The sequence below is a fragment of the Methylocaldum sp. 14B genome (assembly GCF_002005105.1).
Taxonomy (GTDB): domain Bacteria; phylum Pseudomonadota; class Gammaproteobacteria; order Methylococcales; family Methylococcaceae; genus Methylocaldum.
In genome coordinates, this window is the sequence record NZ_MSCV01000014.1 from 30192 (window position 1) to 46913 (window position 16722).

At 56.9% G+C, this 16722-nt stretch carries 7 protein-coding genes; 1 reads left to right on the forward strand and 6 read right to left on the reverse strand.

The features are described 5' to 3' along the window. Positions 1-46 precede the first annotated feature (46 nt). From B2A78_RS11975 to B2A78_RS12000, 6 genes are all read right to left on the reverse strand, one after another. Positions 47-1123 (reverse strand): hypothetical protein, encoded by a 1077-nt coding sequence (locus B2A78_RS11975; RefSeq protein WP_139841111.1) that lies wholly within the window; start codon positions 1121-1123, stop codon positions 47-49. Between the two features lie 50 nt (positions 1124-1173). After that, a complete protein-coding gene (locus tag B2A78_RS11980) occupies positions 1174-3180 on the reverse strand; it encodes a hypothetical protein (protein ID WP_077730229.1) in 2007 nt (668 codons plus the stop codon). Between the two features lie 8 nt (positions 3181-3188). Next, on the reverse strand, positions 3189-8156 hold the full coding sequence (locus B2A78_RS11985) for a hypothetical protein (RefSeq protein WP_077730230.1): 4968 nt from the start codon (positions 8154-8156) through the stop codon (positions 3189-3191). A 98-nt stretch (positions 8157-8254) separates the two neighbouring features. After that, positions 8255-10762 carry a hypothetical protein gene (locus B2A78_RS11990; RefSeq protein WP_143735160.1) on the reverse strand — a complete coding sequence of 836 codons (2508 nt, stop codon included), beginning with the start codon at positions 10760-10762 and terminating at the stop codon, positions 8255-8257. 768 nt (positions 10763-11530) lie between these two features. After that, on the reverse strand, positions 11531-14017 hold the full coding sequence (locus B2A78_RS11995) for a DUF6603 domain-containing protein (protein ID WP_077730232.1): 2487 nt from the start codon (positions 14015-14017) through the stop codon (positions 11531-11533). After that, entirely contained in the window at positions 14017-15015 is a 999-nt protein-coding gene (locus B2A78_RS12000) for a hypothetical protein (protein WP_077730233.1), read from the reverse strand. Before B2A78_RS12000 ends, B2A78_RS11995 begins: the two co-directional genes overlap by 1 nt. Positions 15016-15563: 548 nt before the next feature. Here B2A78_RS12000 and B2A78_RS12005 point away from each other — a divergent pair. Continuing rightward, positions 15564-16709, forward strand: coding sequence for a PAS domain-containing protein (locus tag B2A78_RS12005; RefSeq protein ID WP_077730234.1), 1146 nt, complete (start codon positions 15564-15566; stop codon positions 16707-16709). Positions 16710-16722: the final 13 nt, after the last annotated feature.

Genomic DNA, 16722 nt, shown 5'->3' on the forward strand with positions numbered 1-16722 from the left:
TAAGCGGGAGTCCTGTTGATCAATTGAATTTTTATACAGAGATTCCCTAAGGAAGAGTAGGACTAGGTCCTAACAAAACATATTCCTTGACAAGACCTAACGCTGTTCTCCGAACGAGTTCTCGGGCGCCTGCAATTGTCGCGGCCTCAGCAATCCAAGCGGCAAGAGGAACAAGCACAACCCTACCGGCAATGAGAACTACAGCGAGGCTTGCCAAGAGACTAGCTTGATCCATAGGAATTTGGTCCCTGAACATCGCGGTTATAGTGCATGCCATCGTTCCATCGAATTTGACGTTACCGCCTATTGTTGGCAATGGTATGGTCTCGGAAACGGTGATAGATCCGGTCGCAACGACGGTATTCGGAAAGACAAAGCCAAGTGACAACTGCCTCCAATTATCACCGAGGCTGCCGCTCACTTTAAACGTTCCTTGAATGTCAGCACTCATAGCTACCGAGGCGAATAGTCCATTGGCTGCGAGCCGTGTCTGAGCGCGAAGCTCGTTACATGCCTGGTCAAGCGCTGTCGCTCCGATCCGTCGTGCGCTCCCGGATTTTACTGCCTGATCGAGCGCCAATAATGAAGGGTTTGCAGCACAAGCCAGGCCAAAGCTAGGCCCCCATGCACCGCTGAGCAGGCCGCTAAAGGACATGGTTACTCGCACCGCACCATTATCGAACACCAGCTGTTCGGTATTAGCAGGCTTATAGACGATAGTTGGCAGGCCCATAACCGGTGCTGGGGGAGCTTCTTCGAGAACTTGATCAATTGGGCTAAGAACGATGTTTGCCAGGAGATTGGTGGGGATCGGTGGTTGCGTTGCAAGCTGAACGAGTAGCTGAAAGGTTGGGCTATTGGGTTCCACCCGAAGATCAACGTTCAACGATGCATTCTGAACGGTCTGGAAGGTTTGGATCGCACCTAACAGTTCAGCCGAGATGGTACCTGCCATAAAGGGGGTCGGAATCTCGACGGCGGAGCCTGCACTGGTCTTAAGGCCGCCAGCTGGTAAAGGAATCATCATCAGCAGCTCGGCAACCTGTTGTTGGTCCTGCGCGAGATTTTTAGCAAAACTACCGTCATTGTTGAGGCCTACCGCCCCCTGCAAACTAAAGGCCATCGCAACCTCCATTCAAACGTATAGAGTTAAATATATAATCAGTTATCGGCTTAATCGTTTTGAGTTACTTGTTGTATTACTTGGTCAAAGGAAAGGCCGCTAGCTCCTTCTCCGCGTCCGTTTTTCTTCTTGCGGCCAACCCAAGCGAAAGTCCCACCGTCATGCCAGCGCACCTGCTGAAAAGTCCTTCGGACCAAGCTGCCACCGCGCAGCAGTTCTTCCTCATGGATTACGTTTGGATGGTTGACCGGATCGCTGGCCAAGATGGTGCCGCGGGGCAGGACCACTTTATGGGCAAGTTTCTGTAGGTCTGTGGCGTCGTCAGGCGGTTTGAGCGGCGGCACGCGCGGCATGGCTCCCTGTAGAAACGCAGTCGAAGCGCTTTGGCCCTGCAGCCGCACCGATACCAACGGAATCCAGTTCTCCGGAACGCTACCCATGAGCTGATAGCGCAAGAGCACATCTTTCCAGTCAGCGCCTTTCGGCTCTTCCGGATAGGCTTGAACGATGGCCTCGCGCAAGAGTTTGCCCGCTTCTTGCGCATCGCGTCCGCCCCCCAGAGGATCGGGAATGATGGCCTCGACGGCCCACACGAGGTTGGCCATCTCATCCCGAAGGAATACGACCTCCTCGATGGGTTTCGACTCGAGTGAACGCGCCACCGCGGGCGCCAGAAACAACCGTGTGTCCACCGCCCGAGGGGCATCACGCTTGGTTAGGGTCCACATCCCCCATTGTCCGGCAAGCCCAGCATCGGCATGGCGCTTTGCCGTTGGTTCAATCAGGGTATTGATGCCGAAGTTATCGGTGACGACGATACCCTTGGTGTCGGTCAGCGTCCCAACGTCCGCCCGAAACGGCAGGATGAACCAGTCGTTGGAAAAAACCAGCCCGAATTCCGCAAGCAAGAGCTTGACTAAATCGGTCTTCGCAGCAGTAGTCAGCCCAAAGCCCACCCGGTTATCCTCGAATTCCCACCAGCGAACGTTGGGCATGCCCGGGAAACGCAAAGGCGTCGGCACGAATGACTTCGTCCGTTTCGTCGGCCCCGGCGCATTGGCGATGGTGCTTTTTTCGCGGCCGGCAACGTCAAAGGAATACCAGTCAAGATGTCCACCGGGGTATTGGTCGGCAACGAGTCGGGTTTCGGTTCCGGCTCCGTCTCCGTTCGATACTCCTAGTGAAAAGTTGTGCTCGAGATGCTCCGGTACCCACGCATTCTCATCGCCAGAGGGGGGAAGGAAGAGTTTGTCGTACCATTCTTTTTTGAAATCGCTCGCCAGGGTATCCACTTTTTTTGCCAGCGAGTACGGCACGGCCACACCCTGGGCGACGAACTGGGCTGAAGGTAACGTTCCATCGCCTAACGCCTTTGAGATGTCGACAAGGAGCTTTCCCCCATCAATACCCCGCCCAGCCGCCGCAAGCCGGGTTTCAAGCTCACGGCGATGAGTCAGTAGTGTCAAGAACTCGAGGTCTTTCTGTTGCGTCTTGGACGGCGGTTCCTCTGTTTGACTCGAAGGAGCGATCCAGACCGTGGACGTATCGGCATCTTCGGGGGGCTGCACAGGCGCGCGGATACCGTAAGCCTCGGACGTCTTGAAACTCGCGATTAAGGCACCGGCCGCCGCACCTGCTTTCTGCTCCAGCTTCCGGAGCCAAGCCTGCCCGATGAATAAGCTCATCATCAAATCCGGCTCGAACCTTTGACGCTCGACGACGAACTCCAGAGGTTTCTTCGCATCGTAGGCTTCGGGTGGCTTGCCTCCCAGGGTCAAGCTTGCCAATGAGGTCGTTTCTGCGAACAGCTTCGCCCGTATCGGCGTTCCGGCATCTTCGCCCTTGAACTCTCCAAGTTGCCATTGCCGAGCCAGCATCCAAAGAGGATCCCGCACCTCGGCCCGTAAAGCCTGGCCGAGATCTTCGGAACGCGGGCGCCCCTCTAGGCGGTTCCACAAGGTCGCGGTCGGGATGCGAAAAAGCACCGACAAACCCTTGTTTATGCGGTCGCTGATGTTGGCGCGTTCCTGGAAGCGCGAAACGTCATGGTTAATCATAGGCTTACCTATGTTTTCTTCCAGGCTTCCGAGTAGGCCGCGGCCATCCGCACAGAGGCATTGGCGAGAAAGCTGGTCGCGATTGTGGCGGGCGTTGCTGCCTCAGCCGCGACGGTGGCCGGCAGGACGGTATCCAGGGGCGTTTGGCGAAGTTCGTCCGGTCCGACGGCACGCAGCTTCGCCAAGGCAAACGACTGGTCGATGCACCGCACGAGTTCGTCCCATGACCATTGGCCATGTTGGTCCCGTCGGCGTTCCGATACGGCTAGCAGCAGAGTCTGTGGGGGTTCGGCATTGGGGGCGTCGTAGTGGAAGCTGATGCCTGTGGTCTCGTTCTCGTTCGGAATCAGCTCGTGCCATTCGTCGATCACTAGGCCTGACATCGGCTTGCCCGCTTCGAAGGCTTTCGCCGGTTGCATCACGATGGAAATGAAATCGTGAACGGGCATCCCTTTGACGGGCAGCGGGTCGGCGACCCAACTTGGGTATGCCGCCGGCCACTGGAATACCTGCAGCGGTGGGAGGCCGCCCGCGGTGGTCTCTGCGAGGACGCGGGCATGTTGAAGTTGCATGGCGTTTTCGCGCACGTTCGATGCCAGGAAAAGCCAATCGTCGACGTGCTCCGGCTTAGGCGGGGAGGGAGATAGGCGAGCACCGGAGAAGCCCGCAGGCGGAGCGATTCGCGGCATGACGGGGAACGCTGTTCCAAGCAGGATGCCAGTGACCTCCCGGCACAACGTCAGGATTTCGCCCTTCGGGACCGGTGTCGGCGTCACATCTTTCTCTTCCGGGGACAGCCGGACTTTCAACTTTTCGTTCGCCTCGTCAAGGCGCGATTGCATGATGTCTTTGACCCGGATCGCTTGGGTCTTGAGCATTTCGAGAAGCTGCGCGGGCTCGGCAGCGATGTCGGGCGCGGCTTCCGGAATACCGAATTGCGCCGCCACAAGTAGCCGGTCCCGGATGCCGTCTGCATTTAAACTGCCGATGGAGTCCAAATCCTTCATCGCCGCCTCGAAGCCACCCCACAAGCTGTCCGCTGCACGCATGCCCGGCGCCGCAGCCGTGACACCAAGCACTCGCTGGACGAGTTCATCGCGATCGATTGCATCTATTTTTTCCTGATCCCGCCCATGCAAATCCTTGGGGGGGAGCAGATCGCGTTGCGTTACCGGGCGTCCGCTGGTCAACAGCTTGCGCAGTTGTCCTAGCAGGGGCAGAAATTCCCCTACGGAGCGCGTGCCGGAATTTCCAGTGGAAAAAAACTGGACTTCGACGCCCTCGACCAGCGTGCTCGGGTGCTGCGCATCAAAATTTGAACGCATGGCGGCGTTCAAATGTCCGGCCAGTTCGCTGATAAAGGCCCGGTTGAAAACGTAGATGAGATCAACGGGTTCGAGCCCGAGTTGATCGAGGGTGATGGTGTAATTCACCCGGCCGCCGGTATTGTTCTTCCGGAAGATATAGGTCAAACCGCACACGATCTTGTCCAGGGGGCCCAGAATGGCACCCAGCCAAGCATTTATCTGGGGTTGAAGGCGTGCGCGTGCCGTCTTTGCCGGAGTAGCGGAGGATTCTTCATTAAAGGCGAGCAGCACGCGATGGGTGATGGAGGTACCGCTGCGCGGTGTATCGATGACCTCGAACTCCGCGGGAACATGGGTGAATTCCCCGCTGGCGGTGACCGCACCGCCAGCGCGCTCATAGTTGCCTTGAGCGGCCTGATGGACGCTTTCCGCAAGCATGAGGTCGGCGCAGGCATCCAATGCGTCGATCAGACTGTCGGCAAGTTCCTCGATGATGAGCCGGTCATTCCGATCCTGCATGAAACTGGTGATGAAATCGTCCAGTTGTTTACCTGGCGTTTTGTCCCGGCGGGCTTGAATGATCCGAAGCCCATTGACTACATCTTTCGCGGGAATGGATTCGGCCCCAGCGGTATCCGTTTCTTCCCTATGGGGCATCGGGAATGCCTGCCGAAGGTAGGGAAGATATTGCTGGAGGGCCGGCTTCCGTTCCCGCAAACTACGCTCGAACTTGTAGCCCAGCAACGCGGCGGGGGTCTGCCCGTTGCGTACCCCATCGATAATCCAGAGTGCCTCACGGATGCGGGCGGAAGACAGATCGATATTGAACGCCGTTTTGTCCGGTTGGCTTACACTGGCGCTCCGCAATAGAGCCGCAGTCACGGCCTGACTGAGCGAAGGCGCATGAATCAAGCCGACATTCGCCGGATCGCGAGTGACCCGGCCACCGTTCTTTGGCAGAAGTTCCGTAGGTAAGTCGTCGACCGGCGTGGGTGTTGGATCCGCCTCAATATTCTCGACCCAGCCAAAGGCACCGATATAAATGCCCTCCGAGTATTTCTCAATCGGCCGGTGATTCAAATCGTACCGCAGGATCTGCGGCGCCGCGGTGCGGGAGAAGACATGGAAGGTCTGCTCGGCATCTCCGGGATAAAGAGGATGAATGCGGTCTCCACGGGAATCTTCGCGCCACGCGCGAAAAGCCATCAGACGCTGATAGACCCAGCCCGTCAGCCAAGCATCGAGCCGATAGCCGGCGAGATCGACGTGTTCGGCGAAGAGCCGCTCCAACCGTGCCGTGGGAAGGTTCTGAAGATGGACGAGAGCACGGTGTAACTCGTCAACGTCCCCGAAAATCTGGCTCCAGTAGTTGCCAAGCTCACGCCGATAGTGCTCCCGGCCTGCGAGGACTTGAAGTGCGGTGGGATTGGGCAAAGCGACAGCCGCCAGCTGAGGCAGGTTAACCTCGGTTTCGAGTAAATCCCAATAGGTGCGGTCAAAAATAAAATACAGGTTATAAAGCTCTTTCTCACGAAACTCGCTCCAGGGCGTCCCGTTCAGATAGTGATGCAATCGCATTGCCCCAAACGCATACTCGTACAGGTAACTGTGGCGAAGAAGCATATAAAGCAGCGCAGAAACGGGTTCGGTTTTGTCGCCCTCTCCGGCGCGCTGGATACCCTTGCGAATCTCGGGCAAGGGAAGCTCGGCTAACAGCTTGATGTAATTCGGATATCCACCATCGATCGCGCGCGATTCGGACAGCGGCAGATTGTCGATCACGTCGCCGGAGAGCGGCGGCACCAATTTCCGATTCACGCCATTTGCTCCGGCCTCCGCGCCCGCCAGGATCTGTGTCCAAACGGCCCCATAAAATGTAAGGTCAAAGATCCTGGGCTGCTCTCCGAGCAAGGATGGGAACTCATTCCTGAAGCGGGCAAACCGGGTTTGCCGCAGCCCTTCCAACGCGGCCAGAGCCGCTTCCTTCTTACGTTCATTCCGGAAGTCCAAGTAATTCCGGAGGTATTCCGGCCCCACAAGGCGTTCGCTACGATATTCCGCCGACGCCGCTTGTAGTCCCAAAATGCTAATCAGGCGGGCATCCGCGTCATCGCCGGGGTCCTTGCTTGCGCCGGCGAGCGGGAGCTTCGGAACAAGCTCCATCCATGCTTTCGACAGAAGGATAAGCTTGTGCTGAAGGACCCCGGTAAATTCGTCGATAAATGATTCATTCCATTCCGGCACCCGATCCTCGGCCGCCTGCAGCATGTCGCCGGACACAGGCAGAACGCCGTAGGGCTGATCGCCCACCCGGATTGCCGGCAGTGGCCCCCTTCCGAACACGAAGTGTGTGAAGAAGAAACGGGTCGCCAGCAGCAGGCGTTCTCCTCGATTCCAATCACGCCGCAGCTCTTCCGGGCTCTCGAAAAGCGGCGGGAGCATTTGCTGGAGATAGTAACCAAAGGTTCCGGCCCACAGAGCCCGCTTCATCGAAATGGATTCCCGACCGTCTTCGCAACCGGCATGGCGGACATAACGCAGGGCTTCGGGTGCGATCCCGAGTGCGTGGGCTAGGCGGAGGCCGTCCGCTTCATCTTCGTATTTTCTATCCTTCAGGTCTTTGCCCCGAAATTCCCCGCCCTCTTGTAACCAGTTAAGGACTTCGTCAGGGTCCGGCTCCAAGCGAACATCGTTGTCCTCGGTGATATTCGTAGGTGTCCCTTGGGGCACCAGGGAGAATCCATCAGAATAGAGGTGGTCCTCGATCAGTTTTTCCAGCAGCTCCTTAGAAGCTTTCTCATCCGACGAAAAGCGCACACCCAATACCACGAGCCGCTCTATCTTCCGCACGTCTCCGAGTTTGCTCAGGGGTATCGATATCCCCATGCCCACCTTTTCCGCCTCGGAAAAATCTGCCTGCCAGAGGAGTTCCGGCGGATATTCGAAGTCCTCATGCTTCTCGTTGATAAATCCCATGTTCGGCCGGGTGGGATCAAACCCCATTTCTAGGCCATCCGGGATGGGACCGCCGAGGACCTCCGGCATGAGAAGACGATCCCCCGGACCGTACAACCGAAACACCAAGCGCTCGGGAAGAGTCCAAACCGCGGGGATCCGTAGGGGCGCATTGATCAATTCCGGACCCTTTGGGGCTGTCGGGTCCGTTGCCTGCCTGATCCAGGCGGCACGCCTAATCCCAAAACGTCCAACCATACCTCGCCAGATTTCGGCCTGAGTGAGTGTTTCGGAATCAATTTTGTTTTTTGGGCTAGACCAAAACAGATTCCCGACCGCTTTTTCATTCTCCGTCAGCCTGGATTCGTGGGACTGCACCGAGATATCGTCGGGGTAAACCCGAATTCGCAGACTTCCACCCTGCGGTGCGTCCGAAAATCGTGTTTGCACGCGCAAAGGGAACAGCAATATGGGAATCTCCCCTTTCAAATCATCCATGAAGACGCGAGGGTCGACATACTGATCTATGACGGCCTTTTCCTCTCCACGAGCCGCTTCGATTTTCTCCCGTAACGGTTTGATGGCCCGATCGGACTCTTCATTGGCGATGGCAAAGGACTGGAAGTTCCGTTCGAGTTCTTGCCGCAACGCCAAATGCCGATCGCGGAGTTTGGCAACCCGGGTTCGAAAGAGGTCCAGAGAGGCTATAGACACGGGCTTAGTCCTCTACGGTCACAGGAAGCAGAGGTCGGGCAGCTCATATATCGTCCTCGTCGATCATTTGATGTCATGTCTATTCTCAGTCTCATGGGCTACGGGCCGTCTTCAATTCCCTGCAGCATTTTGCTGGCGTGAAAATAAACGCTGACCGGGCTTTGCAAGAGAATCATCGCCATGTCCGCAGCATCTTTATTCCAGGTGGCAGATGTCGGAGGATTATCGATGTCCAAGATATCTGCCACCTTGCTGTGATCCAAATTAGGCTTGTTGCGGTCCAGATCAATGGCAGCCAGATCCGCATACTCTTTTAAGGTCTTCACCAGAGAAGCCCAGCTCAGATCGCGGGCTTTTTTGCTTGGGCGGCCCTTGTCGTCGACGATTTTCGCGAGATCCGCATCTTGTTTCGGAGGCGATTTAGGCTCATCCAAACCAAACCGCGGTTCCGCGAAGCGTTCCCGCAACACGAAATACCAGCCCAGATTCACTCGCTCACCTTCTCCAGCATCCACTCCGATAACTTCGCCCTTCTCAAGGTTGAATCCATAACCGAATATGTCGGCGGCCAATTGAATTGGCCCAAAAACAGGGTTTTGCCGCTGAGAGTTTGTTGGTTCGTCAAGGTCATTGCCCGGCTTGCGGTTTAGGTGTTCAAAACCATCGTCCTTCGGACGCGGTTTCGGATTCGGAACCGCCTTCACCGCGAAGACTTCGGTATTCGGATAACGCCGCAACAGGTCGCCTCGAATCACCAGAACGAGGTTGCTGGTGACTTTTTTGCCAATGGGGCGGTTACCGCCCAGTTCGGTTAACTTCCCTTCGGATTTCCAGCCATGGATAGGGTGTATGTCGCGGAACATTTCGACGATGCGTCCCTGGCTGTCATGGGCACGGGGAATACCCGCCACATCCCAGAACTGGCGGAAATAGCTCCCTCGCCGATCGGTGGGATAGCCGCGCCAGAGGAGTTCACGCCCCATTTCGTGATTGAGGCCTACCAGGAAGCTTTCGATGAAGCGCCAGTTGGTCTCGAGCAGGGTCACGGTGTTGTTTTCGATTTTCGAAAGGTTCGGAACCAGGTGCTCCTCGGAAAGCTTTCTGAGAAACGCATAGGTGGCATCGTCAAAACTTGGATACGCCATAATGGCTTCAAGAGGATCGTAGGATGGTAGTTTCACCCATGGCGGCAGCATGAAGAACAGACGGACCCGCTCAGGTACGGTGATATATGGAATGAGTGATTTTCGGAGGGTAGCGGCCGTACTTGCCACATCGAGCATTGGGCGGGGCTTCGGCTCGGGTATGGGCAGCGTGAGCCATTCCGTGGCATTCAAGGCGGCCTGACGGAAATTCCAGGCCGCCGAGGAGAAAATCGGGTTTTCAGGCGCAGGGGCGCGGTCTTCGATCCGAACCTGCGGCGTCTCGCCCGGATTAGCCAGCGGCACCCATCCACCCGCCACCTGCGCTTCTTCGACTGCCTGGGGCGTTAAGCCTTCCGCCGACAGCGCGGGCTTGCTGTGGCATACGGCCAGGCTGTCCAGTAAAAAGCGGGCGATGATGCCTATAGCGGGAAGCTTCTCGACCAGGATCAACAACTGCTCCAGGAAGTTTCTGATGAACGGCGGCAGCCTTTTCCAGAGGCCGCACAACCAACCGATTTCTCCGGGAACCCGATGCCTGTCTCCCCAGGTCGCAAGAGTCAGACGATCCTCCGGCTGGTTCAACGGCGGGGCAAGGCTGGCGCGCCCGGCGGCCAGCGCCTCAAGGACCGGCTTGAGGCCACCTTTCGCCCCTCCGAACCGCTTGGTGATCGGACCATTGGCTCGCAAAATGCGGCGCATGGTCGTTTGCACCGCGGCCTGCGGAAGGATGCTGGCATCGATGACGCCGAAGACCGTGCGGCGTTCCCCCGTCTCGGCCAGCACCTTGGGGTGAACGAAAGCGGTGGTCGCCAACAGGTTGGCTTCCGAAAGTGCAGTGAAATGCTTCAACTCGACAGAGGTCAGCAACTCGCGAAAGAATTGCGCGCGAAAGCGGAAGCGGTTAGCCTCGAAAAGTTCGCCGTACTGCCTCCAGGCACGAGCCATGAAGTCCTCCTGGTTTTTCTGGACCACCTGTGTGCCGAAAGCCGCCGCCACGCGGTTGCTCGGGTCCAGGTTGATCTGTTCTAACCAGCGGTCTTCGGCCTGGGCGGGTTCTAGTGCTTCGATATTCGCTTGCCAGCGACCATAGCTTGGCGGCAAAACGATGGGAAGCTTGATGCCGCTGGGGAGCTCCGGAGCGCCGCTCAGCCGATTTTGGGTATTGATGGTCCACACTTCGCCCAGATTGATGAAGTCCGCCAGCCAGCTCTGAAAGTCGGCCTTGCTTTGCGCCTCCCAAAAGTCCGCGCTCGGCTTGGCGCCAGGGATCTGCAACGCACCTTCCAGGTCGAGAACGGGCCTGGCAGGTTCAGGTACTCCGGACTTTTGTGGCGGGATGTTCAGAATCTTAGGTATGGATCCTTTTCCTTTTTCGGGCATACCAGGTAGCGGCCGCGAGAGATCCATTGGGCGCCGTCCTACGGTCTTGTCGGGAGCCTTCGCCTTCAGGCGTGCCGCCAACGCCTCGAAATCCCCCTCCGTGCCGGTCCGAAACTGCCAGTGAAAATAGACCGGCAGTGTCGTGGAACTCGCCCGGTCCCACGCAAAGGGCCGGTTGGGCTGAATCGCCTGGGGCACCAGGCCGGCACGGCGCCCTGTTTCGAAAGTCGGTACCAGAAAAGCCCGATAGGCCTTGTTCGGTTGCAACCTGCGAGGTGCAAGTAGCCGGGAGCATCCCAGCGCCGGATTTCCGGTCAGCGCAGCGGCAGTCGCACGGGGATTCGCAGAGGAGGCGGAAATGGAATTCAAATGGGTGTGAGCCCAGGCCCAGAGTTGGTCGGGCGGCGGCAATTTGGCAGCATGCTCCTTTTGAATGGAGATGAATGGCGGTAGCTCCGGGCCCTGATCCTTAGGCCCTTCAAATTCGCCCTCTTCCAGAACGATCAGCGCGACCCATGGCAGCAGCCTGTCCCCCGCGGGCGCTTGCGGCGAATACCGCCAGGGAAAGTCCTCGTCAAAGAACTCAATGGCCGCCAGGTAATTGGGTTCGAAATCGTTGGTGAGAGGACGAGGCTCCACCCGGATGATCGCCCGTGGATCGATGCCGCGAAGATCGCCCGGCCCTATAAGCCTGATGGTTCGGGAGAAAGACTCCTCGTTGGAACCGATCTTTGCCTGAATGCTTACTTCCAGTTCGCCTCGACCATCGGTCCCGCGATCGACGGCGGACGCCAATCCGGTGCGGTAGAAGGGCAAGAACGTGTAATGGGCTAAAGACTCTACCATGGCCTACACCAATTCATTCTCGGAGATAACCAGGAGCTTGCCAGCAAGGCTGGGATTCAATGCCACGGCATCCGCGTGAGCGCGTTTTGCCGTGACGTGGTTATCCAGGACCCCTATGCCCGCAATCGGCGTCAAGGTCGCCTTGTCGACCACACAGTAACCTGGGGTTACCCTCTTCACCTCGGCACCCGTCGGCAGGCTGGCAACGCGATCCTTGTAAATGCTGGATCGTGCGATTGCGGCACCGCGGAGGAGATTGGCCGCTTCCGAAGCCCGGACGTTGAACAGCAGTAATTTTGCGAGCGACTGCGGAGCGTCTTCAGCAACGGGGTCGATGACGTGGGCTTCGTATACGAGATCGCGCCGCACGGCTTTTGTGAACTCGACCAATGCGGCCCCATCCGCCCGCACCCCACTCTTGAAGCTTCGGAACGCGGGTGCCGAGATCTTTTCGTCGTTGCTCAGCTCGAAGAATTGCGCCGGGGCGAACTCGCTTTTCAGCGGCAGAACCTCCAACGCGGGAAGACTGCCGTGCTTCGTCTTCATGCCGATGATGTCGAAGAACCGTGCGCCGGCTGGCACGGCCGCGCCGAAACGCTGCAAGGTTTCGTTCAAGGGCAGCGTATGTTGATTGAATTCAAGGGTCGCCGAGGGATGGGCTAGGGTTTCATTTTCGGCGATTGAAAGCCTGGGCACCAATTGGACAACAAGCTGGCCTTGCCCCGGCCAGGTTGCGCTCCAGTTTTTCGGGTTTCTTCCCTGCTCGCGGAATCGTTCCTCGACCATCACATCCGGCACGGCGGGCGCTTCGCCGCCACCGAAGGTTTCATGAACCGGAACGTTGTGCTTTATGAGCAGATACCTGAATTTCGCTTCACCATCCACCTGCCAACGGACCGGCCCCTGCAGCCGCACGTCGAGACCGACGCTCATTATGTCCTCGCCGAACGCCATGACCGCGACCGCCCCGCCAAAAGAGGCGTCAAAGTAAAGCGGTGAAAGCTGTACGAGCACGTCATAGCCCAGGAAACCCCTGATCCCGAAGCCCGCTGCGGCGGCATATATTTCGATGCGGGCGCCGTGCTGTAAGGTATTACTGGTGACGGCATAGTAAGACTCGATCCGAAGCCGAGGATTGTCCGAAGTGGGCAAGAGATTGATCGAGACCCGCCGTGTCCCAGCGATGTCCAGATCGGAGGCCGGTACGTACTTCGGGCTAAACCCTCCTACGGTCACCGCAAAATTGGCGTTGGCTCCCCAGCGCAGGCGAGCCGCCATGTCGCCGTCGAGCGCGAACGTAAGCAGGCGGGAGTCAAAGAGACTCGAGTCGAAACGGAGGAATCGCGCAGCAAAATCGATGCTGCCCGCAAAGTTGACCTGGATGCGGAGCGGGGCTGCATCGATGCCCGGCGGGACAAGTACCTTCAGGATCCCGAGAATGGCGAACTTCGGATCGGGCACCTGGATGATGAGACCGAGCGACAATGTCATCATGCCGGTGGGTTTTCCCCAGCCCATTTCGATCATCGGCCCCACGACGAACTGGTTTTCGAGCACTGGAAAGAAACGGGAAAGATCGCTGAAGATTCGAGGAGCATCAGCCACCGGGTTCGGCGGGAACATAATGCTGGCGATCGCGTTGGTACGCACGCCGTCCTTTAATGCAGCCAGATCGGCGCTCCGATTCAGGCCCAACAGTCCGCCGACCGCGTTGATGGTAAAGCCAAACCCAATATCCAAACCTACGGGCCTGAAGTCCGCGCTAAGAATTGCCAAAAGAGAAAAGCTGGGCCGAGTATTGATAAGAACGTTGGCCGTTACACCTATCCCTAAAAGCTCAACCGAGATCGTTCCGAAATAAAGCCCTTTGTCATGGTCGATCGATAGAAACCCGCCGCCATTTAATATCCCTGCGACATCGAGATTTAGACCGGCTCCGGTCGGCGGTTTGAATGCTATTGTGGTTCCAAAAGGTATTGCACCTAAGGGATCAGCCCCCGAAACGGAGAAATCCGCCATTATGCCGATGCGTTGCACCGACGTGTCGATCACATCAAGAAACGAGCCCGTGACATCGGCAGATAACTCGATGGCGAGTTTTGAGTCAGCTTGCAGCCGTGGAGTGGCAATGAGATGCAAGGCATTGAGCTTCACGAACGGACGCTGGGCACGAATCGGGAGGGTCACCTGTAGCGCCCCGCCACCGGCAAAGGACACGCCCTTTTCGCTATCCCAACGAACCGTCAAATCAAAGGGCTGGCTATCCTGAAGGCCAGGCACTAGCGCTTCAAGGAAAGAATCGCCGTTGGATCCCAGTCGAACGAAGCACTTCTTGAAGCCAGCCTCCGCGGAGAGACCTTGTGCGACCTCGAGCTCCAGATCAAGTGCAACATCCGTTCGATAAAGCCCTATCCCACCGGGAATGGTGAGCAGCGGCACGGGTTGTGCGGAACCGTCGCCTAGGTTGAATTTCAACTTCTCGTTCGCCATTACGGGAGAACCTTAAAGCTTGGTGGATCAGTCTCAGGGGTGTTTCCCGGAGTAAAAGCAAAAAGTTTTGATGGCGGAAGCTTTGGCAATTCGAGTGAACCAAACTTGCCAGTCAAATTTACCGGATTGGGAACTTGTAAACCGAGCCCATGCTTGTGCAAGCCGACGAAAGAAAGCGTCGTCGTTCCGCCAGCGACACTTGGCACATTCGATATAGAACGCCGAGCGCTGGGTTTCAGTCCTTCAACGGTCAGGTTCCGGTTGACAAATGGACTTTCTTCAGAAAGAGGAAAGATATCGTCGTCGGGACCGATCGAAATACCTGGAAAGACTGTCCGAAGGGTTCCGAGCAGAAGCACCATACCGTCGACGAGTGGCCGCGCATTGAAATCATCCTTTCCCCATTTAAACACCCGTAGAAACGCCTCACGGGGATGTGTTAGAGCGTGGACAAGTTGTGGTAGATCGAATACGCGGACCTCCGCGTTATCAATCAATGCAGAATTGCCGGCAGCGCTCTTGACCTCTCGGCGCAGCACGCCGAGTAAAAGGAATACACCGCCTACTTTCTCGTGCGACTTGGTAATAAAGTCGTAAACAATGTAATGAAGAAGGCGCTCCGGGAATACTGCCCGGAGCGCGGCGCCGTTCGCTTGGAGACCGGATAAGGCGGTTTCAGGCGCTTTGAGAATCCCTTCAAATGCTTCCTTGATATCTTCCGCCTTCTTGCCGATACCAGCGATAACTGCCGCAGGATCGGTGAAATCAAGGCTAATTGCCGAAAGCGAATCAGCGATGCTTTTCCAATCAGCTGCGACACTTTCTAATGCGCTCGATACCGAACCTCCCGGGTCCTTAATACCGAGTTCTGCAAGCAGCTTACGGACTTCGGCTAGTACGTTGGCCTGCGGAGGAGTGAAACGCTGGCCAAAGCTAACTCCTGCATCGCGGATATTTTCCAGAATTGTCTGGAGAGTGCTTTTCCCGGTATCGGCCACATTCTGTCTCCCTTTCTTTGACGTTATTATTGAGCACTGATTTTTACCTAATTCGGCCTACACTGACCGGTGCAAATCGGCTTCAATTCTTCCCCGGATTGACGTTAAGCTATGCGGCTGACGCAAGCTGAACACGGTCGGACACCTGCCCTGAACGCCATCCTTGGCAACAATACGGATCCAATGCGTTGAGCCACGCTCTCCCCTCTGTGAAGGCGGAGGTCGATTTACCTCCTGCTAAGATAAGCTCGCGACTGGAAGCCGAATTGTGGGCGATGGTGATTGTTCAACGCGGCGTTCGCGTCGTCGTCATTCAAACGGATGATGACAACCCAATAGAAAGATGCTCTAACCGATTTCCCCAGCCCAGATGTAGACCGGACCGGGGTCCTTTCCGTTAAGCAAGGATTACAATCGGCGGAGTGGCGATTTGTCCAAAAAAGCACTACTTAGATGCCCGCCGGCACCGATAAAACATACGACTTTGACAGGGGATAGCGTATGAAATCGAGGAGGGGCAAAGGCTTCGATCGGATAGGGGAATCGTTATGGTCGTTTCGGAAGCGGATTATCTTGACGTCCTTGACCTCATTCAGGGAGCAGCGCTGGAGCCCGCCGCTTGGGAAAAGGTCCTGCGGCGGCTAGCCAGGTTAACGAATTGCATTGCCGGTGGGCTTACCATCGAGGATTGCCGAACCCGCGAAGGAAAGCCTCTTGTCTATTTTGGCTTTGACAAGAATCATGTGGAGAAAACCTTCGCATATTACTTGCCAATGAATCCCTTGTTCGAAATTGCACCGCAAATGCAGCCAGGATTCGTTGTCACGAACGGGGATGTCGTACCTGTCAAGGAGTTCCGCCGCACCGAGTTCTATGATGGTTGGGCACGTCCTCAGGGATTGTGCTGCCCAGTCACCGTGGTGCTGCATCGTCAGGATGACGTTTACTGTCCTTTGACTTTGGTTCGTGCGGATGGTGCCGGCGACGCCACCGATCACGAGCGGGCTCTGTTGGCCAGGTTAGCGCCACATCTGATGCGCGCCATGCGGGTCGGTATGCAGATTGATTCGTTGCAACATCAGAGGTCCGCGATGGAAGCGATCTTAACGCACACGGCGATTGCCGTTCTTTTGCTGGACAGAAATCAACGTATCGTTTTCGCCAACGCGGCCGCCGAAAAACTGCTGGCTTCTGGTACCTGCTTGACCACGATCAAGGGTACCGTTATGAGCCGAGAATCGCGCTCAAACCGTGAACTGAAAAAGGCGATACTCGAGGTGGTGGCACGGAAACCCGATGCCGGGGCTGAGATCAAAATCGACCGCGAACAAGGGCGGCCGTTGCTTGCTACCGTTCTTCCTCTCCCCGCCGGAAACCAGTTCTTTCTGGACCTGGAATCCCGCGCTTGCTGCGCGGTTTTCGTCTGCGACCCCGAGTCCGTTCAAGAATCGCGATCCAATCTCATCGCGCGCATTTATGGTTTGACTCCCGCTGAAACCCGCGTTTTGGATTCAATCTTATCTGGAACTGGGCTTGCCCACGCAGCCAGACAAATCGGCGTGAGTCTGACAACTGCACGTACCCATCTGCAACGGATATTTGACAAAACCGGAACCGGCCGACAGGCCGAACTCGTCAGTCTGGTGATGACTTCCACTCCGCCTTTGAATCTGCACGACCAGCCGCTTCTCTAAAAAGCCACTCAGG